General features: G+C 63.4%; 20 protein-coding genes. 16 read left to right on the top strand and 4 right to left on the bottom strand.

All coding sequences use genetic code 11. The features are described 5' to 3' along the window. Positions 1 to 49: 49 nt before the first annotated feature. On the bottom strand, positions 50 to 259 hold the full coding sequence (locus tag EJ066_RS15025; RefSeq protein ID WP_245455172.1) for a beta-propeller fold lactonase family protein: 210 nt from the start codon (positions 257 to 259) through the stop codon (positions 50 to 52). Positions 260 to 403: 144 nt separating this feature from the next. On the opposite strand from EJ066_RS15025, the gene EJ066_RS15020 reads away from it, so the two are divergent. The 4 genes from EJ066_RS15020 (at position 404) to EJ066_RS15005 (ending at position 8,292) form a co-directional block, all read left to right on the top strand. Beyond that, positions 404 to 1,048: a response regulator transcription factor gene (locus EJ066_RS15020; RefSeq protein WP_126038970.1), complete on the top strand. Its 645-nt coding sequence runs from the start codon at positions 404 to 406 to the stop codon at positions 1,046 to 1,048. Between the two features lie 341 nt (positions 1,049 to 1,389). Then, entirely contained in the window at positions 1,390 to 4,998 is a 3,609-nt protein-coding gene (locus EJ066_RS15015; protein ID WP_126038967.1) for a DUF5801 repeats-in-toxin domain-containing protein, read from the top strand. A 105-nt stretch (positions 4,999 to 5,103) separates the two neighbouring features. Then, positions 5,104 to 6,816 carry a type I secretion system permease/ATPase gene (locus EJ066_RS15010; RefSeq protein ID WP_126038964.1) on the top strand — a complete coding sequence of 571 codons (1,713 nt, stop codon included), beginning with the start codon at positions 5,104 to 5,106 and terminating at the stop codon, positions 6,814 to 6,816. An 84-nt stretch (positions 6,817 to 6,900) separates the two neighbouring features. After that, complete coding sequence (locus EJ066_RS15005) at positions 6,901 to 8,292, top strand: HlyD family type I secretion periplasmic adaptor subunit (RefSeq protein ID WP_245455171.1); 1,392 nt, start codon at positions 6,901 to 6,903, stop codon at positions 8,290 to 8,292. Between the two features lie 70 nt (positions 8,293 to 8,362). Here the strand turns inward: EJ066_RS15005 and EJ066_RS15000 are convergent, their stop codons facing one another. Further along, positions 8,363 to 9,460, bottom strand: a complete 1,098-nt coding sequence (locus EJ066_RS15000; protein ID WP_126038958.1) for a lactonase family protein — start codon at positions 9,458 to 9,460, stop codon at positions 8,363 to 8,365. Positions 9,461 to 9,649: 189 nt separating this feature from the next. Between EJ066_RS15000 and EJ066_RS14995 the strand changes: the two genes are divergently transcribed. Genes EJ066_RS14995 through EJ066_RS31415 form a run of 4 tightly spaced genes read left to right on the top strand, consistent with a single transcriptional unit; the run spans position 9,650 to position 12,719 of the window. Beyond that, positions 9,650 to 10,201, top strand: a complete 552-nt coding sequence (locus EJ066_RS14995) for a MaoC family dehydratase (RefSeq protein ID WP_126038955.1) — start codon at positions 9,650 to 9,652, stop codon at positions 10,199 to 10,201. Positions 10,202 to 10,204: 3 nt separating this feature from the next. Beyond that, on the top strand, positions 10,205 to 11,365 hold the full coding sequence (locus tag EJ066_RS14990; protein WP_126038952.1) for a CaiB/BaiF CoA-transferase family protein: 1,161 nt from the start codon (positions 10,205 to 10,207) through the stop codon (positions 11,363 to 11,365). A 20-nt stretch (positions 11,366 to 11,385) separates the two neighbouring features. Next, positions 11,386 to 12,543: an extracellular solute-binding protein gene (locus tag EJ066_RS14985; protein WP_189644529.1), complete on the top strand. Its 1,158-nt coding sequence runs from the start codon at positions 11,386 to 11,388 to the stop codon at positions 12,541 to 12,543. Between the two features lie 23 nt (positions 12,544 to 12,566). Further along, complete coding sequence (locus tag EJ066_RS31415; RefSeq protein ID WP_189644590.1) at positions 12,567 to 12,719, top strand: hypothetical protein; 153 nt, start codon at positions 12,567 to 12,569, stop codon at positions 12,717 to 12,719. Positions 12,720 to 12,725: 6 nt separating this feature from the next. Here the strand turns inward: EJ066_RS31415 and EJ066_RS14980 are convergent, their stop codons facing one another. Next, complete coding sequence (locus EJ066_RS14980) at positions 12,726 to 13,562, bottom strand: amidohydrolase (protein WP_126038946.1); 837 nt, start codon at positions 13,560 to 13,562, stop codon at positions 12,726 to 12,728. A gap of 68 nt (positions 13,563 to 13,630) precedes the next feature. Then, positions 13,631 to 14,419, bottom strand: coding sequence for an IclR family transcriptional regulator (locus EJ066_RS14975; protein WP_126038942.1), 789 nt, complete (start codon positions 14,417 to 14,419; stop codon positions 13,631 to 13,633). A 163-nt stretch (positions 14,420 to 14,582) separates the two neighbouring features. Here EJ066_RS14975 and EJ066_RS14970 point away from each other — a divergent pair, with 163 nt between their 5' ends. The 8 genes from EJ066_RS14970 (at position 14,583) to EJ066_RS14935 (ending at position 21,941) form a co-directional block, all read left to right on the top strand. Beyond that, complete coding sequence (locus EJ066_RS14970; RefSeq protein WP_126038937.1) at positions 14,583 to 15,902, top strand: sugar ABC transporter substrate-binding protein; 1,320 nt, start codon at positions 14,583 to 14,585, stop codon at positions 15,900 to 15,902. Between the two features lie 150 nt (positions 15,903 to 16,052). Further along, a complete protein-coding gene (locus tag EJ066_RS14965) occupies positions 16,053 to 16,949 on the top strand; it encodes a sugar ABC transporter permease (RefSeq protein WP_126038932.1) in 897 nt (298 codons plus the stop codon). A 2-nt stretch (positions 16,950 to 16,951) separates the two neighbouring features. Continuing rightward, positions 16,952 to 17,818 carry a carbohydrate ABC transporter permease gene (locus EJ066_RS14960; protein WP_126038929.1) on the top strand — a complete coding sequence of 289 codons (867 nt, stop codon included), beginning with the start codon at positions 16,952 to 16,954 and terminating at the stop codon, positions 17,816 to 17,818. A 1-nt stretch (position 17,819) separates the two neighbouring features. After that, positions 17,820 to 18,917, top strand: coding sequence for a sn-glycerol-3-phosphate ABC transporter ATP-binding protein UgpC (gene ugpC / locus EJ066_RS14955; RefSeq protein WP_126038925.1), 1,098 nt, complete (start codon positions 17,820 to 17,822; stop codon positions 18,915 to 18,917). A 42-nt stretch (positions 18,918 to 18,959) separates the two neighbouring features. Further along, entirely contained in the window at positions 18,960 to 20,072 is a 1,113-nt protein-coding gene (locus tag EJ066_RS14950) for a mandelate racemase/muconate lactonizing enzyme family protein (RefSeq protein ID WP_126038922.1), read from the top strand. Between the two features lie 10 nt (positions 20,073 to 20,082). Further along, a complete protein-coding gene (locus EJ066_RS14945; RefSeq protein WP_126038919.1) occupies positions 20,083 to 20,412 on the top strand; it encodes an L-rhamnose mutarotase in 330 nt (109 codons plus the stop codon). Next, positions 20,405 to 21,481: a Gfo/Idh/MocA family oxidoreductase gene (locus EJ066_RS14940; protein ID WP_126038916.1), complete on the top strand. Its 1,077-nt coding sequence runs from the start codon at positions 20,405 to 20,407 to the stop codon at positions 21,479 to 21,481. The genes EJ066_RS14945 and EJ066_RS14940 overlap by 8 nt, the downstream gene beginning before the upstream one ends. Before the next feature lies 1 nt (position 21,482). After that, complete coding sequence (locus EJ066_RS14935) at positions 21,483 to 21,941, top strand: MaoC/PaaZ C-terminal domain-containing protein (protein ID WP_126038913.1); 459 nt, start codon at positions 21,483 to 21,485, stop codon at positions 21,939 to 21,941. Positions 21,942 to 21,951: the final 10 nt, after the last annotated feature.

The following is a 21,951-nucleotide window of genomic DNA, read 5'->3' as shown; positions in this document are numbered from 1 at the left end:
CTCCGGAGCAGAACGACTGGAAGCTACCACGCCGATGGCTGAGCCGAAATCACAGGACCGTGCACGCCCTCACGTCGGCGCAATGATTGCCGTCGCGCGCCTCCGCCGCAACGGCCGGCTTCGTTTCGATGCCGGTGAGTTTCCCTGACATATCGTCGAGCGCAAGCGACATGACCGTTGAATCCAGTTCGTTCATGACGAACGCGAAACGGCCGCCCGGATGCAGCGCCACGTGGCGCAGGCTCGATGACGCCCGCACTGCGTGTGCCCTAAGGGTTGGAGCCGTTCTCTCAGGCATTTGCTGTTATATTAGGAGTTACTTGACAAGCGCCTGAGGCTCTGGTTTCCTGACTTCCTGACATATTTAACAAAGTTCGTTGTGCGTTTTACGGACGGTGTTCGCATGTCAACTTTGGTTGTTGCGGACCCGCGGGGGGTCTATCTCGCCGGTCTGGAGTGGGTTCTGCGGGGGGCCGGGCACAGCATTGTTGCAGACTGCCACCGCACAATTGACGTTCTCGCCCATGTGGAGCGTCATCGGCCTGATATTGCTATCATAGGCCTGGACATTGCGGATTGGCAGACGGCCAGTCTGTCTTTCCGGCTGAGAGCCTGTAACAGCGCTCTGGGCATAATCTTCATCCTGCAAACAAAGGGCGGATTCGACGTCGAGGATATACGGGAACTCGACGCCGACGGCTTGCTGCTGGACGGCGTCAGCCACCGCTGCCTCGTCGAATGTGTGACTGCCGTGGCGGCCGGCCGAAAGTGGGTCGACCACAAGATCCTCCAGCACCTTTTGATGCCGAGACCTCAGCATCATCCCGAGCCGAGGCTTACAGGACGTGAGGCCGAAGTCGCCAGCCTCGTCGCGCGCGGGTTGCGCAACAAGAGCATTGCCACGCAGCTGCACGTATCCGAGGGCACGGTGAAAATGCACTTGCACCACGTCTACGAAAAGCTCCACCTCGGCAGCAGGGCTGAATTGGCCTGGGCGCTTGGCGAAGCTGCCGACCACCTGGGAACGGGCCACAAAAGCGGGCTTTGATCATCACCTTCGGCCGGGCGTCGATGCCGCCTGCGTCAACATGATACCGGCAACAGGCCGGAAACCCACAGCATGACAATCGACCCGTCATACCAACGCGGTTTACCTGCAAGTGCCTGTCGCGGCTCGGCCCTATCGAAGGATGTATATCGTTCGATCGGCTAGGGGTATTCACCATAACACTATCGAACCGCGAATGGACGCCTCTTCGCCATCGGCGGCACAATGAACAATTGAATGCCGCAATTCGGTACGCGACCGGATGCACTCGAGTAGGTGCATTCCGGCGTCACCGGAAGTGCGGATCGTTAGAAACAAACTGAACGAAGGGGAAAACGATCATGGCAATCACCTTCATTCTCAACGACGAGGCCGTCAACGACCAGACGACCGGGCTGCAAACCGGCGACAATATCGACGACGCCTTTACGGACACCGATGTTGCGTACTCCTCGCTGCCGGCTTCGTTCCGGACCTATCTCGAGACGACTCTCGGGTTGAGCTCCGCGTTCCCGACCAGCGTCGGCGTCGCGACCAAGACGAATTCGGTCACTGTCAACGCCACCGCCGGCTCCCAGCTCGTCGGCACTACGTTCACCGACGGCAGCGGCGGCACCCTTGACGGCGATGATAGCGGGCTCAACACCGTCGACGGCAAGGATATCCTGCTCTTCGCCGATGGAAACGACACCGTGGTCGGCAAATATGACAGCGATGGCAACGGCAGTGCCGACGCGATCGCCTTCGTCATCTTCAAGCAGGACGTGATCAACGTCGGCGCGACCAGCGACCAGGTGACCTTCAACATCGTCACCTACGTTCCGGTCTTCCATGGCGACAGCACCAACCCGGATGACGCGGTCGATCTCGGCAACACCCTCAAGCTCGCGGCGAGCGAGGAGCTCAACTTCGCCTTCGCCGGGGCACCCTCCGGCAGCAACCTGTTCATGACCTTCGGCGATCCAAACTCCACCCAGATCGTGGTGATCGGGGAAGACCCATTGAATCAATCCGAGGGCGGAAACATTACAACCAAGGATGTGCTCAATATCAGCCAGGCCGGCAGCACCACCTCGTTCGGCGTCAACGGCAACCAGATCAACCCCGATGAGGGCGCGTTCATCACCTACGTCACGGGCGCGAACACGAACTTCCTGGTGCCAAATCTGGACCAGAACGAGGCCGACGTCGAAGCCAACATCGACTTCACGAACGTCGTCAATGCGACCGCGGCGTCCTTCACCGTGAACCAGACCAATCCGGGCGTCGGACCTGTCACCGTCAAGATCTCGGCCTTCAGCACCGCCGCGGAACCGGGGGCGGGTTTCGTCGACGGGCTCACCAACGACACGCACGTCGCCATCACGTCGTTCTCGATCACCGACTTCGTCGTCAAGACAGGCAATACGCAATTTACTCCGGCCGCCTCGATCGACGCCGACGGCAACTTGATAATCACCGGCCTGAGCACCGGCGACAAGGTGCAGTGGACGACGAGTGGAACCCACGACCGCGTGCTGATCGAAAACATCAGCAACGCGGATGGCGTTACCGGCAACGACAACAACACCTTCGACATCGGCGGCTTCGGCATCGTGACATCCAGCGGCGCCTCGACGTTCGTCGGCCAGCAGATCGTCATTGAGGACGACGGACCGACGGCGGCGATCGTCCAGGGCGCTCCGACGGTGGCGCATGACGAGACCGCGGGCAACCAGGCCGATGCTGACGACACCACTGCCGCAGGAGTCATCAGCCTTTTCGCGGGCGTCAGCAATGTCAGCACCGATCTGAGCCCGACCGGGTACGCACAGGACGCGAGCCCGGTGGTGAGCTCAACCGGCAGTTCTACGGGTACAGACGGGGGCACGATTGCGTTCTCGCTGGATGTGTCCGCCGCAGGGGTGGATTCCGGCCTCGACACGACCGGCGGCACCAGCATCTTCCTGTTCAAGGAAGGCGACCTGGTGGTCGGCCGCATAGGCTCAGCCGCGGGCGCGGCGGCGTTTGCCGTCGCGATCGACAGCACGAGCGGGGTCGTGAGCGTGGCGCAGTATGCTTCGATCCATCATCCGACCCCCGGTGCCAGCCACGATGAGGCGGTGAATATCACCGACAGCGCGTTGCTGGCGAAGGTCACGGTCACCGACGGCGACGGCGATACCGCGACCAGTTCGACCGGTATTGGCGATGCCGTGCAGTTCCAGGACGACGGGCCGACAGCGGCGATCGTGCAGGGCGCCGCGACGGTGGCGCATGACGAGACCGCAGGCGTCGACGCCGATGCCGACGACACCACGGCGGCAGCGGTTGTCGCGCTGTTCGCCGGGGTCGCCAATAAAAGTGCCGACCTGAGCCCCGCCGGTTACGCGCAGGACGCAAGCCCGGTCGTGAGCTCGACGGGAAGCTCGTTCGGCGCGGACCAGGAGGGCGGGACGACGGCGTTCTCGCTGGCTGTGTCCGCCGCAGGGGTGGATTCCGGCCTCGACACGACCGCCGGCACCAGCATCTTCCTGTTCAAGGAAGGCAACCTGGTGGTCGGCCGCATCGGCTCAGCCGCGGGAGCGGCGGCGTTCGCCGTCGCAATCGACAGCGCGACCGGGGTCGTGAGCGTGGCGCAGTACGCCTCGCTGAAGCACCCGGACGCCACCAATCCCGATGATTCGGTGTCGATCACCGACGGCGCGTTGCTGGCGGTGGCGACGGTCACCGACGGTGACGGCGACACAGCGACGGCCTCGACCGGCATCGGCGATGCCGTGCAGTTCCAGGACGACGGGCCGGCCATCGGACCCGTCGCCGATGGGCTGGTGGACTTCGCCGCGGGCAGCACCGTGACCAAGACGCTCAGCGGGGTGGTCGGGGCGGATGACCCGGCAACCTATAGCATCACGAGCTCGCCGGCGACCCTGACGATATTGGACGGCACGTCCTCGCAGGTAACGCTGCTCAGGGACCTTACGAACAGCAACACTGTCGCTACCTACTACAAGGATGTTGATGGCAGCGGCACACACACCGCCGGAGACATCGATTTCTTCAAGCTGACCCTGTCGGGCGGCAACTATACCTTCGATGTCCTCCAGAATCCTCCGCCCGCGGAGGTGAATTTCGGTTTCGCTGGGGCACCCTCCGGCAGCAACCTGTTCATGACCTTCGGCGATCCAAACTCCACCCAGATCGTGGTGATCGGGGAAGACCCATTGAATCAATCCGAGGGCGGAAACATTACAACCAAGGATGTGCTCAATATCAGCCAGGCCGGCAGCACCACCTCGTTCGGCGTCAACGGCAACCAGATCAACCCCGATGAGGGCGCGTTCATCACCTACGTCACGGGCGCGAACACGAACTTCCTGGTGCCAAATCTGGACCAGAACGAGGCCGACGTCGAAGCCAACATCGACTTCACGAACGTCGTCAATGCGACCGCGGCGTCCTTCACCGTGAACCAGACCAATCCGGGCGTCGGACCTGTCACCGTCAAGATCTCGGCCTTCAGCACCGCCGCGGAACCGGGGGCGGGTTTCGTCGACGGGCTTACCAACGACACGCACGTCGCCATCACGTCGTTCTCGATCACCGACTTCGTCGTCAAGACAGGCAATACGCAATTTACTCCGGCCGCCTCGATCGACGCCGACGGCAACTTGATAATCACCGGCCTGAGCACCGGTGACAAGGTGCAGTGGACGACGAGTGGAACCCACGACCGCGTGCTGATCGAAAACATCAGCAACGCGGACGGTATTGCCGGCAACGACAACAACACCTTCGACATCGGCGGCTTTGGCCTTGCCCAGACGCAGCCAGCGCCCGACGAGAAGCTCGACTTCACCGTGCAGATCGCCGATGCAGACGGCGACACGGCGAGCGACAGCTTCTCCATTGGCATCGACGGGACCGGCATCTTCGACGACGGCCTCGTAGACGGCGTCGTCATAGCCTGACGCGATACCGGCCGGGCGCCAGCCTTCGCGCCCGGCCGGGCCCAATCCAAAGCATCGCAACGGGGGCAATCCGTGACGCAGCCAAGACCGCAGTTTCAGGAGGTGATGCATCTGGCGCGGCGCCAGGCGCCCGCCCTGCTCATTTTCAGCCTGCTTGCCAACCTGCTGATGCTCGCCAGCGCAGTTTACATGCTGCAGATCTACGACAGGGTCCTGTCGAGCGGGTCGATCGACACGCTGATGTGGCTCACCCTGGCGGTGATCGGCGCGATCGCCGTCTACGGCCTGCTGGAGCAAGCCCGCCGGATGATCCTCGGCCATATCAGCCAATGGCTCGACGACCAGCTGAGTGTCCCGGTGATCGAGCGAGCCATGGAGGCTCGCCTCGCGGGCGGCAGCAGCCTCGAGGCCGGCCTGAAGGATGTGGCGGACCTGCGCGGCTTCGTTGCCGGTGACGGTGTGCTGACCTTTCTCGATGCACCGTGGACGCCCGTCTTCCTGGCGTTCATATGGCTTCTGCACCCAGTATTGGGCATGGTCGGTATTGCCGGAGCGATCGTTTTGTTCTGTGGCGCGCTCGCCAATGATTTCCTCACCCGCCGCAAGAGCCAGGAGGCGGCGGCAGGGCTGCGCCGTAACCAGGTCGCGGCCGGCCAATACATCGATGGCGCCGAGACGCTGCGCTCGCTCGGCATGTCGGAGCCAGCGCTGCAGCGCTGGGAAGAAAAGCAGCAGTCGTTCATGACCATCCAGGCGCAGATTCTCGGTCGCACGACCATGATCGGCAACCTGTCGCGCTCGCTCCGCATGGCCCTGCAGGTGGCCGTGCTGGGGCTTGGCGCCTACTTTGTCCTGCGTGGTGAACTGACGGCCGGATCGATGATCGCGGCATCGATCCTGCTGAGCCGCGCGCTCGCGCCGATAGAACGCTCGATCGGAGCCTGGCGCAGCCTGGTTGCCGCTCGCACTGCGCGTCGCAACCTCATGCGCCTGTTTGCGGACACCGGGTCCAGGCAAAGCGGTGGCGTAACCTTGCCGCGCCCGCAAGGGCGGCTGAAGTTCGAGGACGTGTACTATTATGCGCCGGGTACACAGCAGGCGCTGATGAACAAAGTATCCTTCAACGTCGTGGCCGGCGAGACCTGTGGCGTGATCGGTCCGTCGGGCTCCGGCAAAACCACGCTCTGCCGCCTCATGGTGGGGACGCTGCGCCCGTCGCTCGGCCATGTAAGGCTGGACGAAGCGGAGGTCGCCAATTGGCCTTGCGACCAGTTGGGGATGCACATCGGCTATCTGCCGCAGCAGGTCGAGCTGTTTCCCGGGACGATAGCCGAGAACATTGCGCGCCTGCGCGATGTAGACAGTGCCGCAGTCATCGCCGCGGCGCAGGCGGCGGGTATCCACGAGATGATATTGCGGATGCCGAACGGTTATCAAACCGAGGTGGGGTCGCACGGGGCACGAATCTCGCGTGGCCAACGTCAGCGCATCGCCCTCGCCCGGGCCCTGTTCGGCAATCCCTCGCTTGTCGTGCTCGACGAACCGAACACCGGCCTCGACGGCGACGGTGAAATGGCACTGTTCAATGTGCTTCGGCATTTGAAGGCACGAGGCTGCACCGTCGTTCTCGTCAGCCACCAGACGAACCTTTTGCGCACGGCGGACCATGTTGTTCTCATACACGATGGCGCCGTCAAGATGTTCGGCACGCGCGGCGAGGTGCTGGGCGCGCTGGCCGGTCAACGCATCGCGGTGCCGGCACAGGGCCCGGACAAGATCGCCGCCAATGCGCCGGCAACGCGAAAGGCAGCGGAGTGAGCCATGAGCGATCAATTTGGCGACCTGTCAAGGATGCTGAACATGCTGGTGGCCAACGTGCTGGACGTGCTGGACATGCTGGACATGCTGGTGCGCGCCGCGCTGGCGGCAGCCGCCACGGCCCTGTTCGTGCTTATCCTTGTCGGGCTTGTCCGGCGGCGGTCGCGCGCGTCTCGCGCGAGCTGCCGTGACCTGAAACGCCGGACGCGGCCAGCGCGCATGCTCGGCTACTTTTCCGCCATGTTCTTTGTCGGCGGTACCGTGGCCTGGGCAAATATGGCCCTCCTGGCAAGCGCCGTCGTGGCCCCCGGCATTGTCAGCCCCGAAAGTTACCGGAAGACCGTTCAGCATCTGGAAGGCGGTATCATCAGGACAATCCATGTCCGGGAAGGCCACAAGGTCACCGCCGGCCAGGTTCTGATAAGCATGAAGACGACCGACGCACAGGGCCGCTACGACGAGCTGCATGAGCGCTACATTCGCATGCTGGCGATCGAAGCACGCCTGGGTGCGGAGCTTGCCGGAGAAGATCAGATCATTTTTCCCAGAGAATTGACATCGGCTGACAACGAGGCCGCGCAGAAAGTGGCCGCCGAAGAGCAGGGACTGCTGCGCAGCCGCCTTGCAACCCGCGAGGGCCGCGAGCAGATCCTCCAAAAGCGCATCCGGCAGATAGAGGAGCAAATCCAAGGGTCCAGGGAAGTGATCGCAGCCCAAGCCGAACAACTGGGGCTGATCGACCGCGAGATCGCTTCGGCGCAGGAGATGTACAAACAGGGACTGGAGCGCCTGCCGCGGATCCTGGCGCTGCAGCGCGCCCAGGCCGACATCCGGGCAAACCAGGCATCGAACCGGTCGCAGGTTGCGCGCAACGAACAGCAGATTGGCGAGACCGAGCTGCAGCTTCTCAATCTGCGACAGCAGGATGGTGAGACGGCAAACGAGGATCTTGGCAAGGTGCGCGGCGAGCTGGCCGAACTGCGCAGCCAGATGCCCTCGCGTCAGGATGTGCTGGCCAGGACCGCGATACTCGCGCCGATTGCAGGAACGGTGATGAACGTGCGTGTCACCACCGAATCCGGTGTGATTTCCAGCGGCCAGCCCCTTCTCGATATCGTTCCGGACGAACCTAACCTGGTCATCGATTCACGGATCAAGCCGACTGACATCGACATGGTGCACCCTGATATGCCGGCACGCGTGGTGCTGTCCGCCTACCCCAGCCGGCATCTTCCGCAAATCAACGGCTTGCTCACATCCGTATCGGCCGACCGGCTCACCGACGAGAGGACCGGAGAACCCTATTTCCTCGCCAAGGTGAAAGTCGATGCCGCCGAGCTGGGAAAACTCCATGAGGTTCGATTGTCGCCGGGCATGCCCGCGGAAGTCATGATACTGACCGGCGAGCATACGCTGTTCGACTATGTGCTCGCGCCGGTTCGCGACTCGCTCAATCGCGGATTCAGGGAGAATTAGCGGGATGGGTGCCATGTGCGGCCGCAGCCCTTCGCTCCTGCTATTTCGGCCAACGCGCAACCAAAAGCGGTCAACGCACGATCTTGACGCACATCGGCGTGCCGACGTCGATAGACCGTCCGGTGTCGGTCAGCCGGCCCGTCGCGGCGTCGCGCGTGAAAATCGAGATGCGGTCGGCATTCTGGTTGGCCGAGAAGAGGTGGCCGCCGGAGGGCGTCAGTGCCAGGTTGCGCGGCGTGGCGCCGCCACACGGCGTGTAGTCGACGAGCGCGAGCGTACCTGTCTGCTGGTCGACCGAAAACACCGCGACACTGTCATGGCCGCGGTTGGAACCATAGAGGAAGCGGCCGTCGGGCGAGATCTGAATGTCGGCGCAATGATTGCCATCGCGCGCCGCGGCCGGCACGGCCGGCTTGGTGTCGATGACGGTGAGTTTCCCTGACGTATCGTCGAGCGCAAGCGAGACGACCGTCGAATCCAGTTCGTTCATGACGAACACGAAGCGCCCGCCCGGATGCAGCGCAACGTGGCGTGGGCCTGCTCCGGGCGCAAGCGCCGACGCGGCCAGCCTTGTCAGGCTGCCGTCAGGCCCGATGCGGTACGAGACAAGCCGATCGATGCCGAGATCGGCGACGATCGCCACGCCGCCGGCAATCGTCTCGGTGACGCTGTGGGCATGGGGTCGCTCCTGGCGGGCAGCATCGGGGCCAGTACCGGCATGGGCGACGCTCGACAGCGGTGCGGTCAGGCCGCCATCCTCACGCAGCCCATAGACGACGACCGAGCGATCGGGACCGCCTTCGCCCATGCCATAATTGGCCACCAGCAGCTTCGTTCCGTCGCGCGTGATCGTATTGTGCGCCGTGATGCTGCCGAGGCTCGGCTGCTTGTTGATGTAGGAAAGCGCGGCGGTTTGCCTGTCGAAACGATAGGCCGAGACGACGCCCTCGCGCCAGGTGAACACTTCGGAGTTGGCATAGATGTGGGAGCCGTCCGGCGTCACCGACAGGAAGGTCGGATTGTCGACGTCACCCGTCTCGGTCAGTTTCCTCGTCTCCAGCGTCTCTTCGTCGAAACTGTAGACGCCCAGCCCGACGCCGCGCGCGCCCTGAAAATAAGGCGCCTCACGGTTCAAGCTGCCGACGAAGACCAGACAAGCATTCTGCATCAAATCCTCCTTGTTCCGCTGCTCTGCCCGTCGCGGATCGCAGCAAAATTTCGCCTGTTCACGCTTGCAACACAACCCCATATGTGAAAATACTATTCACAAAAGAAGATTGACGGGAGGGTCGATCATGCAGTTCGCTGGTCCGCGGCGCGCCCGGACGGATGATCCGTGCTTCCAATGGATGTTGCCATGACAGGTTTCGCGCCGACCGTGGGCGTGGCTTCGACGCACCCCGCCGACATGCCGAAGGATCACGCCGATCTTCCCGTCTGGAACGCGGAGAACTGGTTCTACGAGGACTGGCCGGTCGGCCAGAAAATCCGCTCGCTGCGCAGGACCATGGCCGAGGGCGACAGCCACCTGTTCAACGCGCTGGTGCTCGATATCCATCCTTACGTGCAGGACCAGATGTTCGCCGAAACGGAAGGCATCTTCGGCAGGCGGCTGGTCGCCGGCGCCTTCGTGTTCTCGGCCGGGCTCGGCCTCGTCGCCACCAATTGCGTCAACGCCTTTTCCTATGGCTACGACAAATTACGCTTCATCAAGCCGGTGTTCATCGGCGACACGATCTATTCGATCCGCTCCAACCTCGACAAGAAACCCCGATACAAGGAGATGGGGCTGATCCGCGCCAGCTATGAAGTCTTCAAGGGTGAAGGAGAGCTTGTGCTTTATTGCGAGCACCTGCAGACGGTGAAATACCGCAATCCGGCCGATTTCGCCGGCAAGACGGAGAAATAGGCAATGGCCGCCACTGCCGAATTGCCGCTGAGCGGGCTGGTCGTCGTCGACATGAGCCAGTTCCTGTCCGGGCCCTACTGCTCGCTGCGACTGCTCGACCTCGGCGCCCGCGTCATCAAGATCGAGCGGCCGGACGGCGGTGACCTGTCGCGCCGGCTTTATCTCAGCGACACCGAGATCGGCGGCGATTCCACCATCTTCCATGCCATCAACCGCGCCAAGGAAAGTCTCGCCATCGATCTCAAGGACGAGGCCGACCTCGCAGCGCTGCGCGGCCTGCTGGCCAAGGCCGACGTGCTGATCCAGAATTTCCGGCCCGGCGTCATCGAGCGCCTGGGCCTCGACTACGAGGCGGTGCGCAAGATCAATCCGCGCCTGGTCTACGCCTCGATCAGCGGCTATGGCGAGGACGGCCCGTGGGTCAAGCGGCCCGGGCAGGATCTGCTGGCGCAAGCCCGTTCCGGCGTGATGTGGCTGAACGGCGACGAGGACCAAGGCCCCGTCCCCTTCGGCCTGGCGATCGCCGACATGCTGGCGGGCTCCGCCGCCGCGCAAGGGATCCTTGCCGCGCTGGTGCGGCGCGGCGTGACGGGCACCGGCAGCCATGTCGAAACCAGCCTGCTCGAAGCGCTGGTCGACTTCCAGTTCGAGGTGCTGACCACGCATCTCAACGACGGACGTCGCCTGCCGCGGCGATCGGCCTTTCGCAGCGCTCATGCCTATCTGTCGGCGCCTTACGGCGTCTATCCGGCCAAGGATGGCTATCTGGCGATCGCCATGACGCCGATCCCGAAGCTCGCCGACCTCCTGGAACTTGAACAGCTTGCGCCCTATCGCGACCAGCCGGGGACATGGTTCAGCGCCCGCGACGAGATCAAGGCGATCATCGCGCAAAAAATCGCGACGAAGACGGTCGACGAATGGCTTGCCATCCTCGAGCCGGCCGACATCTGGTGCGCCAAGGTGCTGAGCTGGCCGGAGATGATGGCCAGCGAGGGCTTCCAGGAGCTCGACATGCTGCAGACGGTGACGCGCGAGGATAATGTTTCGATCCTCACCACGCGCTCGCCGCTCCGGGTCGATGGCATCCGCGCCAAGGTGGAGCGGGCCGCGCCGCGCATCGGCGAGCACAGCGCAAAGATCCGCAAGGAATTCGGGCTGTGAGCGACGTGGTGCTTAAAGGCATGACCTGGAGCCATCCGCGCGGCTATGACCCAATGGTCGCCTGTTCGGCGCTGTGGGAGCAGCGGACCAGCGTCACTATTGAATGGGACAAGCGCTCGCTGCAGGATTTCGAATCCTTCCCGGTCGAGGAACTGGCCCGCGCCTACGACCTGATCGTCATCGACCATCCGCATGTCGGCCAGATCACCGCCGAGAACTGCCTGGCGCCGCTCGATGTCGCGGGCCGGGAAGCGGAACGCGCGGCACTGGCGGCGGGCAGCGTCGGCCGGTCCTATCCGAGCTACAATTGGCCAAGCTACAAGGGGCAAGGCCGGCAGTGGGCGTTTCCGATCGACACGGCGAGCCAGGTGCAGGCGTGGCGGCCGGACATGCTTTCCGCTGCACCGGCGAACTGGGCCGATGTGCTCGACCTGGCGCGGCGAGGCCGCGTGCTGTTGCCGCTCAGGCCGCCGCATTCGCTGATGGTGTTCTACACGCTTGCCGGCAATCTCGGCCGGCCCGCTGTCGAAGAGCCTGGCGCCCACATAGACCCTGACATGGGCAGTCGCGTTTTCGAAATGATGCGCGAGATCGCGGCTCTCGTCGATCCGGCCTGCCTTGGCATGGACCCGATCGATGTGCTGGAGGAGATGGCCGGGTCCAGCTCACGGATTGCCTGCGCGCCGCTGATCTATGGCTATGTCTCCTATGCCATTGCCGGATTCCGGACCAACCGCCTTGCCTTCGCGGATATTCCGGTCGCCGGCAATGCCGGTCCGATCGGCTCGGCGCTCGGCGGAACCGGCATTGCCGTGTCGGCCTTTTCGAAGGCCAAGCAGGCGGCCATCGACTTTGCCTATTGGATCGCCAGCGGCGAGGTGCAGCGCGGCCCCTATGCTTCGGCCGGCGGCCAACCCGGCCACGCCGCGGCCTGGGGCGATGCCGCCGTCAACGCAGCCGCCGGCAATTTCTACAAGGACACGCGCGCCACGCTCGAGGGCGCCTGGGTCAGGCCGCGCCATGACGGCTATATGGCCTTCCAGCAGGCCGCCTCCGATCGCATCAATCTCGGCCTGGCCGAAAAGCACGATGCCAGTCGCGTCGTCGCCGATCTCAATCGCCTGTTTCTGGAGAGTCTCCCGAAGCGGGTGTCCGGCGCTGCCGGCGGAGGAGCCTGAAAACAACTAAAATGGAGGAGAAAATGAACAGCCTGATCCGCGGCCTTATGGCTGCGACCGCCCTTGCATCGATCACGACTATTGCTTGCGCCCAAGACCAGGCGGTGCTTGGCCTCGTCATCGTGCTGCTGGTGTCGCTCTATGGCCGCGAGCGGCACGTCTCGGCGACAATCTGAGCCGGCTTACAAACGCCACAGCCGCTTCGCATTGGCGGACAGCAGCTTCGTCCGTTCGTCGGCACTGACGCCCTCAAGCAACGCGTGCGTGGCCGCCACCCAGGTCGCCAGCCCACCGCCCAGCGTGCAGACCGGCCAGTCGCTGCCCCACACGACACGGTCCCAGCCGAAACAGCCGATCGTGTGCTCGACATAGGGGCGCAGGGTGTCGACGGTCCAGGATCCGGCCTCCGCATAGGCGACCACGCCGGAAATCTTGGCCGTGACGTTCGGGCGCCGTGCGATCTCCGCCATATGCTCGCGCCAGGGATGCTCGTCGCCGCCCTTGATGTCGGGCACGCCGCAATGGTCGAGCACGAACCGCACATCCGGCGCGAGACCGGCGAGTGCGATCGCCTTGGGAATCTGATGCGGCAAGACGACGAGATCGAAGGTCAGGCCGGTGCCGGCAAGCCGCCTGATGTTTTCCCGGAACAGCGCGCCCTCAGAAAGCTCGTCCGGCATGACGTGGAGCACACGCCGAAAACCCCTCACGAAGGGATCGGCGCGCTGCGCCTCCAGATAGGCGGCAAAGCCCGGCTCTTCCGGACGGCAAGAGGCGATTGCCCCGCGCAGCAGACTGTCCTTCTGGCGTGACAGCGCCTTCACATGGCCGGTTTCGGCCTGGATGTCGGCCGGATCGACATCGACCTCCATGTGCAACGCGCCCTCTATGCCGACGCGGCGGGCCTGAACTGCATAGTCGTCGTGGGAAAAATCGCGATTGAGCGCCGGCACGCCGGAGAGCCAGGGATAGCGCAGCGCCGAAAGGTCAATCAGGTGCAGATGGGTATCGAAGATCATGACGGCGGGCTCCTCCTCCGGCGTTTACGAGATCATCTCACGGAGAAATTTATCATTCAAATAAGAATTTACTTCGACTGGCTGACCGCCGATCCCGCCAGTTGCGAGAGCTTTTCGGTCGCCGCCAGCAACAGTTCTATCGTCCTGGTGATATCGGGCGCCTTGGGTGCGTTGACCAGGGTTATATACGGGATCGACAGCGCGGCGATCGCCTTGCCATCTGAGCCAAGAACGGGTGTCGACAGGTTGAACACGCCGGCGGTCTGCAGCGACGCCATCATCTCATAGCCGCGATCACGAATTTGGTCGAGGCGGGCAAAGAATTCCGGTGATTGAGGCGGCTTGTCGGTGCTGCGCAGATGCTCGGAGATCATCATCTGCCGCTCTTCCGGCGAACGGAAAGCCAGCAGCACGTGTCCGGATCCGGTGTCGAACAGGCTGATATGCGAGCCGACGCGAATCGAGATGCCCCAGTAATCGGGAGCCTCCTGCTGCGCGATCACCACAGCGGAACCGCGGTCGAAGACGACAAGCTGGTTTGCCTGCTGCGAGGTTTCGGCAAGCTCACGCATCAGCGGCGTCGCGTAGGAAACCAGCCGCCGCACCGGCGCGTGCAGTTGCGCCAGGCCAAACAGCTTGAGCGTCAGCGAATAGCGGTCGCCGTCAGGCCGCGTGACGTAGCCGCGCCGCACCAGCCGGTCCAGCATGCGGTAGAATTCGTTGGGGCTGCGGTCGAGCTTCTTGGCGATTTCCGCCTGCGTCAGGCCGCCATCGACGCCGGCCAGAAGCTCGAGGATGTCGAGTCCCTTGTCCAGCGCCGGGGCACGATAACGATCATCGTCGTCGTCCTCCGCCATAGTCTCTCCCCAGTGAATTTCGGCTTTCATATACGCACAATGACCTGCATCCGGAAAGAACTTTCAGCTTGACGACTGCGTAAATGTTTTGTTTGTATATGAATGAAGCGCTGCAAGTCGGATCGATACGAGTTCGCCGACGCAGGCCTTTGGGAGGAATCGAATGACCAGATTGTTTTACGGCCTATCGGCCGGCGTGGCGCTGCTTACGCTTGGCGCGGGTACTGCCTTCGCTGCCGAACTGCCCGGCAAGTTCGACGGCGTCACCATCGACGCCAAGCTGATCGGCGGCCAGCAATATGAAGGGCTCTACGCGCGCATCGGCGAATGGGAAAAGCTGACCGGCGCCAAGGTCAACGTGATCTCGAAAAAGAACCACTTCGAGCTCGACAAGGAAATCAAGTCGGACATCGCCTCCGGCAGCATCAACTGGTGCGTCGGCTCGAACCATTCGTCCTTCGCGCCGCAATATCCTGATATCTACACCGATCTCAGCGCGCTGCTGCCCAAGGAAGAGATCGACGCCTTCGTGCCGTCGACGATCAAGGCCTCGACGCTCGACGGAAAGCTGGTGATGCTGCCGCGCGCGCAGTTCGACGTCTCGGCGCTCTATTACCAGAAGAGCCTCTACCAGGACGAAGCCAAGAAGGCCGCCTACAAGGCCAAGTACGGCACGGAGCTGGTGCCACCCGACACCTGGGACGAGGTCGCTCAGCAGGCGCAATTCTTCGCCAGCCCGCCGGATTTCTACGGCACCCAGTTCGCCGGCAAGGAAGAGGCGATCAACGGCCGCTTCTACGAAATGCTCATCGCCGATGGCGGCGAATATCTCGACAAGGACGGCAAGCCCGCCTTCAACTCCGAGGCCGGCGTGCACGCGCTCGACTGGTTCGTCAATCTCTACAAGGCCAAGGCTGTGCCGGCCGGCACCACCAACTATCTGTGGGACGATCTCGGCCAGGGCTTTGCCTCGGGCACGGTCGCCATCAACCTCGACTGGCCGGGCTGGGCAGGATTCTTCAACGATCCGAAGTCGTCGAAGGTCGCCGGCAATGTCGGGGTGAAGGTGGCGCCGAAGGGCTCGGCCGGCATTCGCACCGGCTGGTCGGGGCATCATGGGTTTTCAGTTACCGAAAACTGCGCCAGCAAGGAAGCGGCCGCGTCGCTGGCCTGGTTCCTGACCAACGAGGACAGCCAGAAGCTTGAAGCCGCAGGCGGGCCGCTGCCGACCCGCACGGCCATTTGGGACTGGGATATCCAGCAGGCGGCCGGCGATCCCTACAAGGCGGAAGTGCTTGCGGCTTTCCAGGAGGAGGCAAAGCACGCTTTCGCCGTGCCGCAGACACCCGAATGGATCGAAATCTCCAACGCCGTCTACCCCGAATTGCAGGCTGCCATCCTCGGCGACAAGACCTCCAAACAGGCGTTGGACGACGCTGCCGCCAAGGCCACCCAGATTCTTGAGGACGCCGGCAAGCTTTGACATCCTCCTAACGGGGGCGCCGCGCTTATCGAAGAGCGGCGTCCCCAAACCGTTTTCCAGACCGACCATGCGCAATATGCCTTGTCTTGATCACCGTTCGCCGGTCACGGCCTTCGGCATCCGGGCGCGCCAACCCAGAACCGGATCGATATGAAAGGCTGGAGACCCTCGCCGCCATTGCTGCTTCTGCTGCCGGCGGTCGTCGTGCTGGCGGCGGTGGTGGTCCTGCCGCTGCTGCTTTCGCTCTATTCCAGCTTCACGCCGTTCCGGCTGACCAAACCGGAGACACTTTGGGTCTTCATCGGCGCGCGCAACTACGTCAACACCCTGACCAACGGGGATTTCTGGATTGCCTTCGCCCGCACCGTGGTGCTGCTGACGGTGGCGCTCAACCTGGAAATGCTGATCGGGCTCGGGCTGGCGCTGCTGGTGGAGAAAGCGTCGCGCGGACAGCGGATCCTGCGCACCATCATGATGTTCCCGATGATGTTTTCGCCGATCCTGGTCGGCTTCCAGTTCAAGTTCATGTTCAACGACAATATCGGCCTGGTGAACAACGCCTTGCAGGCGCTCGGCCTGACCGACCGCGCCATCCCGTGGCTGATCGACGGCAATCTCGCCTTCATCGCCATCCTCACCGCCGAAATCTGGTCATCGACCTCGGTATTCGCGATCCTGATCCTTGCCGGACTGCTGGCGATGCCGCGCGAGCCGGTCGAGGCGGCGCGCGTCGACGGCTGCACGCCATGGCAGACATTCCGTTATGTCACCTGGCCGTTCATCATGCCGTTTGCCTTCATCGCCATGACCATCCGCTCGCTCGACGTGGCGCGCGCCTATGACATCGTCAAGATCATGACCGATGGCGGCCCCGCCGGCCGCACCGAGCTTGTCTGGACGCTCGTCGCCCGCACCGCCTACAGCGACGCCAGGATGGGCCTGGCCAACGCCATGGCCTATTTCTCGATCCTGCTGTCCATCCTGTTCACCGTTTATTTCTACCGCAAGCTCGCTGCGGCGCGCACGCAGATCGCTGCGGAGTGGTGAGGATGGACCAGAACAGCCTGCATCGTGCCCGCAACAAGGCGCTCGGCATCGCTCACGGCGTCGGATTGTTCCTCGCCATGCTGGTCATCTGCCTGCCCGGCATCTGGATCGTGCTGTCGTCGCTGCGGCCGACCATCGAGATCATGGCCAAGCCGCCGGTGTGGATCCCGCGGGAGCTCTCGCTCGACGCCTACGTCGCCATGTTCAGCGGCGTCGGCAAGGGCGGCATTCCGGTGCTCGACTATTTCCGCAATTCGCTGATCATTTCGGTGACTTCGACGGTGATCGCCATCGTCATCGGCATGGCCGGCGGCTATGCCTTCGCGCGCTATCGCTTCCGCGCCAAGTCGGCGATGTTCCTCGGCCTGATGCTGACGCGCACCGTGCCCGGCATCGCGCTGTCGCTGCCGCTGTTCTTCGTCTTTGCGCGGCTCGGCATCATCGACACGCATTTCGGGCTGATCCTGGTCTATGTCGCGCTCAACGTGCCCTTCACCATCTGGCTGATCGACGGCTTCTTCCGGCAGGTTCCGAAAGACCTCGCCGAGGCGGCGCAGATCGACGGCTGCACGCGCTGGCAGGCTTTCTGGCAGGTCGAGTTTCCGCTCGCCGGGCCTGGCATCGCCTCTGCCGGCATCTTTGCCTTCCTCACCTCGTGGAACGAATTCGCGCTGGCCTCGCAGCTGACGCGCTCGATCAACTCCAAGACGCTGCCGGTCGGCCTGCTCGACTACACCGCCGAATTCACCATCGACTGGCGCGGCATGTGCGCGCTGGCCGTGGTCATGATCATACCGGCGCTCACGCTTACCTTCATCGTCCAGAAACACCTCGTCGGCGGCCTCACCTCCGGCGCGGTGAAAGGCTGACATGGCAACCGTATCCCTCAAGAAACTCACCAAGAGCTATGGCCCTGTCGCGGTCGTGCACGGCATCGACCTCGAGGTCGCCGACCGCGAGTTCATCGCGCTGGTCGGGCCGTCCGGCTGCGGCAAGTCGACGACCTTGCGCATGATCGCCGGTCTCGAGGATATCAGCGCCGGGACCATCGAGATCGGCGGCCGCAAGGTCAACGACCTGCCGCCGCGCTCGCGCAACATCTCGATGGTGTTCCAGTCCTATGCGCTCTACCCGCACATGACCGTGCGCGAAAACCTCGGCTTCTCGCTGAAGATCGCGGGGGCGGCGAAAGCGGAGATGGACCGCCGCGTCGCCGAGGCGTCGGGCATTCTCGGCCTCGACCAGTTGCTCGACCGGAGGCCGTCACAGCTGTCGGGCGGACAGCGCCAGCGCGTCGCCATGGGCCGCGCCATCGTGCGCGATCCCGACGTCTTCCTGTTCGACGAGCCGCTTTCCAATCTCGACGCCAAGCTGAGAACCCAGATGCGCACCGAGATCAAGAAACTGCACGCGAAGGTCCAGTCGACGGTGATCTATGTCACCCATGACCAGGTCGAGGCGATGACGCTCGCCGACCGCATCGTCATCATGCGCGACGGCTTCATCGAGCAGGTCGGCACGCCCGACGAGGTCTTCCGCCGGCCGCGGACGCGCTTCGTTGCCGGCTTCATCGGCTCGCCGCCGATGAACCTGCACGAGGCAGCTGTCGACGACGGACAATTGCTGTTCGCCAGCGGCGAGAGATTGCCTTTGCCCAGCCAGTTCAAGGCCAATGTCGCGACCGGCGACAAGGTGGTGTTCGGCCTCAGGCCCGACGATATCTATCCGACGGGACACGGCATCAGCTCCGGCGAAGACGCCGACGTCCATCAGCTGGACTTGCCGGTGACGGTCACCGAACCGCTCGGCAATGAGACGCTGGTGTTCGCCGAATTCAACGGCAGCGACTGGGTATCGCGCATGCTCAACCCGAAACCGCTCAGGGCCGGCGACCGGGTAAGAATGAGCCTGGACTTGTCGCAGGCCCATCTGTTTTCTGCTGAAACGGGCAAGACGTTGCGACGTTAAGAAGATGGGGGCGAAGTTAAGAAGATGAGGCGAGGCTAGATCATGGCGAAAATCGAAAAAGTCGAACTGCGCATGGTCGACCTGGTGCCGAAGGTCAAGCGCACCGATGCGATCCAGAGTTTCGTGTCGCAGGAAACGCCAATCGTCACCATCACCGACGCCGACGGCGCGGTCGGCACCGGCTACAGCTACACGATCGGCACCGGCGGCTCCTCGGTGATGCGGCTGTTGGCCGACCATCTTGCACCGCGGCTGATCGGCCGCGACGCCGATAGGATCGAGGCGATCTGGCACGAGCTCGAATTCGCCACCCACGCCACGACGATCGGCGCGATCACGGCGATTGCGCTGGCGGCCATCGATACCGCGCTGTGGGACCTGCGGGCGAAGAAGCAGGGCCTGCCGCTATGGAAGCTGGCCGGCGGCGCCAAGGACCGCTGCCCGCTCTACACCACCGAGGGCGGCTGGCTGCATATCGAGACCGAGGCACTGGTTGAGGATGCGCTGGCCGCCAAGGCCAAGGGTTTTCGCGGCTCGAAGGTCAAGATCGGCAAGCCGCACGGCTCCGAGGATTTTGCCCGGCTGACGGCGGTACGCCAGGCGGTCGGCTCGTCCTACGAGATCATGACCGACTGCAACCAGGGCTTTTCGGTCGACGAGGCGATCCGCCGCGCGGAGCGCTTGCGCGACCTCGACCTCGCCTGGATCGAGGAACCGCTGCCGGCCGACGACATAGACGGCCATGTGCGGCTGTCCAACGCGACGTCGACGCCGATCGCCATCGGCGAGTCGCTCTATTCAATCCGGCATTTCCGCGAATATATGCAAAAAGGCGGCTGCTCGATCGTGCAGGTCGATGTCGGCCGCATCGGCGGCATCACGCCCTGGCTGAAGGTGGCACATGCGGCCGAGGCGTTCGACATCCCGGTCTGCCCGCATTTCCTGATGGAACTGCATGTCAGCCTGACCTGCGCCATTCAGAACGGCCGATATGTCGAGTATATTCCCCAGCTTGACGATCTGACCGGCAAGAAAATGCGCATCGAGGACGGGCACGCATTGGCGCCGGACGAGCCCGGCATCGGCATCGACTGGGACTGGGATGCCGTCAAGGCGAAGAGCATCGCGGAATTCACGACCGATATCACGAAATAGGGAGCCGGACATGCAGCGGATGGGAATGGTGCTCGGCCTCAAGCCGGAAAAGGTCGCCGAGTATGTGCGGCTTCACGCCGCCGTCTGGCCTGACGTGCTTGCCATGATTTCCGCCTGCAACATCAAGAACCATTCGATCTATCACAGGGAGCCAGAGCACCTTTTGTTCAGCACTTTCGAGTACCACGGCACCGACTATGCCGCCGACATGGCGAAGATGGCCGCGGACCCCAAGACGCAGGAATGGTGGGCGCTCTGCATGCCTTGCCAGGAGCCGCTGCCGACCCGCAAGGAGGGCGAGTGGTGGGCGACGATGGACGAAGTCTTCCATCATGACTGATGGCGTTTTCGATCCCGCCTCGCTCTCTCAAGGCTGGGCGAAGCCATCAAAGCCCAGGCCGATCGTGATTTTCGGCGCCGGGTCGATCGTCGGCGATGCGCATTTCCCGGCCTATGGGAAAGCCGGTTTCCCGGTCGCCGGGCTTTTCGATCCCGACCATGCCAAGGCGGAAAGACTGGCGCAGAAATGGGGCGTCACCGCTTACCGGTCGGTCGAGGAAGCCGCGGCAAACAGGGACGTCGTCTTCGATCTGGCGACGCCGCCGGCCCGTCATGCCGGCGTGCTCAGGGCGTTGCCCGACAATGCCGTGGCGCTGATCCAGAAGCCGATGGGCAGCGACCTTACCGAAGCGACCGAGATCCTCGCAATCTGCCGCGCCAAAAACCTGAAGGCGGCAGTGAATTTCCAGCTCCGTTTCGCACCGATGATGCTGGCGCTGAAGGACGCCATCGCCAGTGGCTGGCTTGGCAACGTGGTCGATTTCGACGCCTGGCTGGCGCTGGCGACACCGTGGCAGCTCTGGGAGTTCCTGCTGAAGGCGCCGCGTGTCGAGATCGCCATGCATTCGATCCATTATCTCGACCTGATCCGGCAGTTGCTCGGCGATCCCAGAGGGGTTCACGCCAAGACGCTCGGCCATCCCGGCCACAAGGTCGCGCAAACGCGCACCAGCGCGATCCTCGACTATGGCGATAGCGTGCGCTGCGCGCTGTCGATCAACCACGATCATAAATTCGGCCGAAAACATCAGGCCTGCGAGTTCCGCATCTGCGGCACCGAGGGCGCCGCTTATCTCAAACTGGGGCTCAATCTCGATTATCCGCGCGGCGAGCCTGACATCCTTGAAATCTACCCCAGGGGCGGCTCCGACTGGGTTGCGGTGCCGCTGGTCGGCGCATGGTTTCCGGACGCCTTCGTCGGCCGCATGGCCAATGTCCAGCGCTACGCGTCAGGCGAGGACGCCGAGCTTGTCAGTTCCGTCGAGGACGCCTGGAACACGATGGCGCTGGTCGAGGCCGCCTACCAATCCAGCGCGGCGCCGGCAACACCGATCGCGGCGAGGCCCTGACATGGAGCAGACGATCTATTTCGAGGATTACCGGATCGGCTCGACGCGGACGACCAGCGGGCGCACCATCACCGAGACCGACTTCGTCGTGCATGCCGGCCATACGGGCGATTTCTTCCCTCACCACATGGACGCCGAATTCATGAAGGCGACGCCGTTCGGCCAGCGCATCGCCCATGGCACTCTGGTGTTCTCGGTCGGCGTCGGGCTGACGGCAAGCATCGTCAATCCGGTCGCCTTCTCCTATGGCTATGATCGGCTGCGCTTCATCAAGCCGGTGTTCATCGGCGATACGATCAAGACCCGCACGACCATCTCGGCCAAGCAAGACGACCCGAAGCGGCCGGATTGCGGCCGCGTCATCGAGCGCTGCGAGGTGATCAACCAGCATGGCGATGTGGTGCTGGTGGCCGACCACATCTACATCGTCGAGCGCCGCGGCAAGCATTCGGCTGGCTAAAACCGATCTG

This window comes from Mesorhizobium sp. M9A.F.Ca.ET.002.03.1.2 (genome assembly GCF_003952365.1).
GTDB lineage: Bacteria > Pseudomonadota > Alphaproteobacteria > Rhizobiales > Rhizobiaceae > Mesorhizobium.
Note: the sequence above shows the minus strand (reverse complement) of the source record. Positions and strands in the feature narration are given on the sequence as shown.

Bases quoted from the DNA above. Each gene is read 5' to 3' on its own strand.
- EJ066_RS14995 (WP_126038955.1), top strand. From the start codon at position 9,650: ATGACAGGTTTCGCGCCGACCGTGGGCGTGGCTTCGACGCACCCCGCC.
- EJ066_RS15000 (WP_126038958.1), bottom strand. From the start codon at position 9,460: ATGCAGAATGCTTGTCTGGTCTTCGTCGGCAGCTTGAACCGTGAGGCG.
- EJ066_RS14940 (WP_126038916.1), top strand. From the start codon at position 20,405: ATGACTGATGGCGTTTTCGATCCCGCCTCGCTCTCTCAAGGCTGGGCG.
- EJ066_RS14990 (WP_126038952.1), top strand. From the start codon at position 10,205: ATGGCCGCCACTGCCGAATTGCCGCTGAGCGGGCTGGTCGTCGTCGAC.
- ugpC (WP_126038925.1), top strand. From the start codon at position 17,820: ATGGCAACCGTATCCCTCAAGAAACTCACCAAGAGCTATGGCCCTGTC.
- EJ066_RS14960 (WP_126038929.1), top strand. From the start codon at position 16,952: ATGGACCAGAACAGCCTGCATCGTGCCCGCAACAAGGCGCTCGGCATC.
- EJ066_RS14950 (WP_126038922.1), top strand. From the start codon at position 18,960: ATGGCGAAAATCGAAAAAGTCGAACTGCGCATGGTCGACCTGGTGCCG.
- EJ066_RS15010 (WP_126038964.1), top strand. From the start codon at position 5,104: ATGCATCTGGCGCGGCGCCAGGCGCCCGCCCTGCTCATTTTCAGCCTG.
- EJ066_RS15020 (WP_126038970.1), top strand. From the start codon at position 404: ATGTCAACTTTGGTTGTTGCGGACCCGCGGGGGGTCTATCTCGCCGGT.
- EJ066_RS15015 (WP_126038967.1), top strand. From the start codon at position 1,390: ATGGCAATCACCTTCATTCTCAACGACGAGGCCGTCAACGACCAGACG.
- EJ066_RS14965 (WP_126038932.1), top strand. From the start codon at position 16,053: ATGAAAGGCTGGAGACCCTCGCCGCCATTGCTGCTTCTGCTGCCGGCG.
- EJ066_RS14935 (WP_126038913.1), top strand. From the start codon at position 21,483: ATGGAGCAGACGATCTATTTCGAGGATTACCGGATCGGCTCGACGCGG.
- EJ066_RS14970 (WP_126038937.1), top strand. From the start codon at position 14,583: ATGACCAGATTGTTTTACGGCCTATCGGCCGGCGTGGCGCTGCTTACG.
- EJ066_RS14980 (WP_126038946.1), bottom strand. From the start codon at position 13,562: ATGATCTTCGATACCCATCTGCACCTGATTGACCTTTCGGCGCTGCGC.
- EJ066_RS14985 (WP_189644529.1), top strand. From the start codon at position 11,386: ATGACCTGGAGCCATCCGCGCGGCTATGACCCAATGGTCGCCTGTTCG.
- EJ066_RS15005 (WP_245455171.1), top strand. From the start codon at position 6,901: ATGCTGGTGCGCGCCGCGCTGGCGGCAGCCGCCACGGCCCTGTTCGTG.
- EJ066_RS14975 (WP_126038942.1), bottom strand. From the start codon at position 14,419: ATGGCGGAGGACGACGACGATGATCGTTATCGTGCCCCGGCGCTGGAC.
- EJ066_RS14945 (WP_126038919.1), top strand. From the start codon at position 20,083: ATGCAGCGGATGGGAATGGTGCTCGGCCTCAAGCCGGAAAAGGTCGCC.
- EJ066_RS31415 (WP_189644590.1), top strand. From the start codon at position 12,567: ATGAACAGCCTGATCCGCGGCCTTATGGCTGCGACCGCCCTTGCATCG.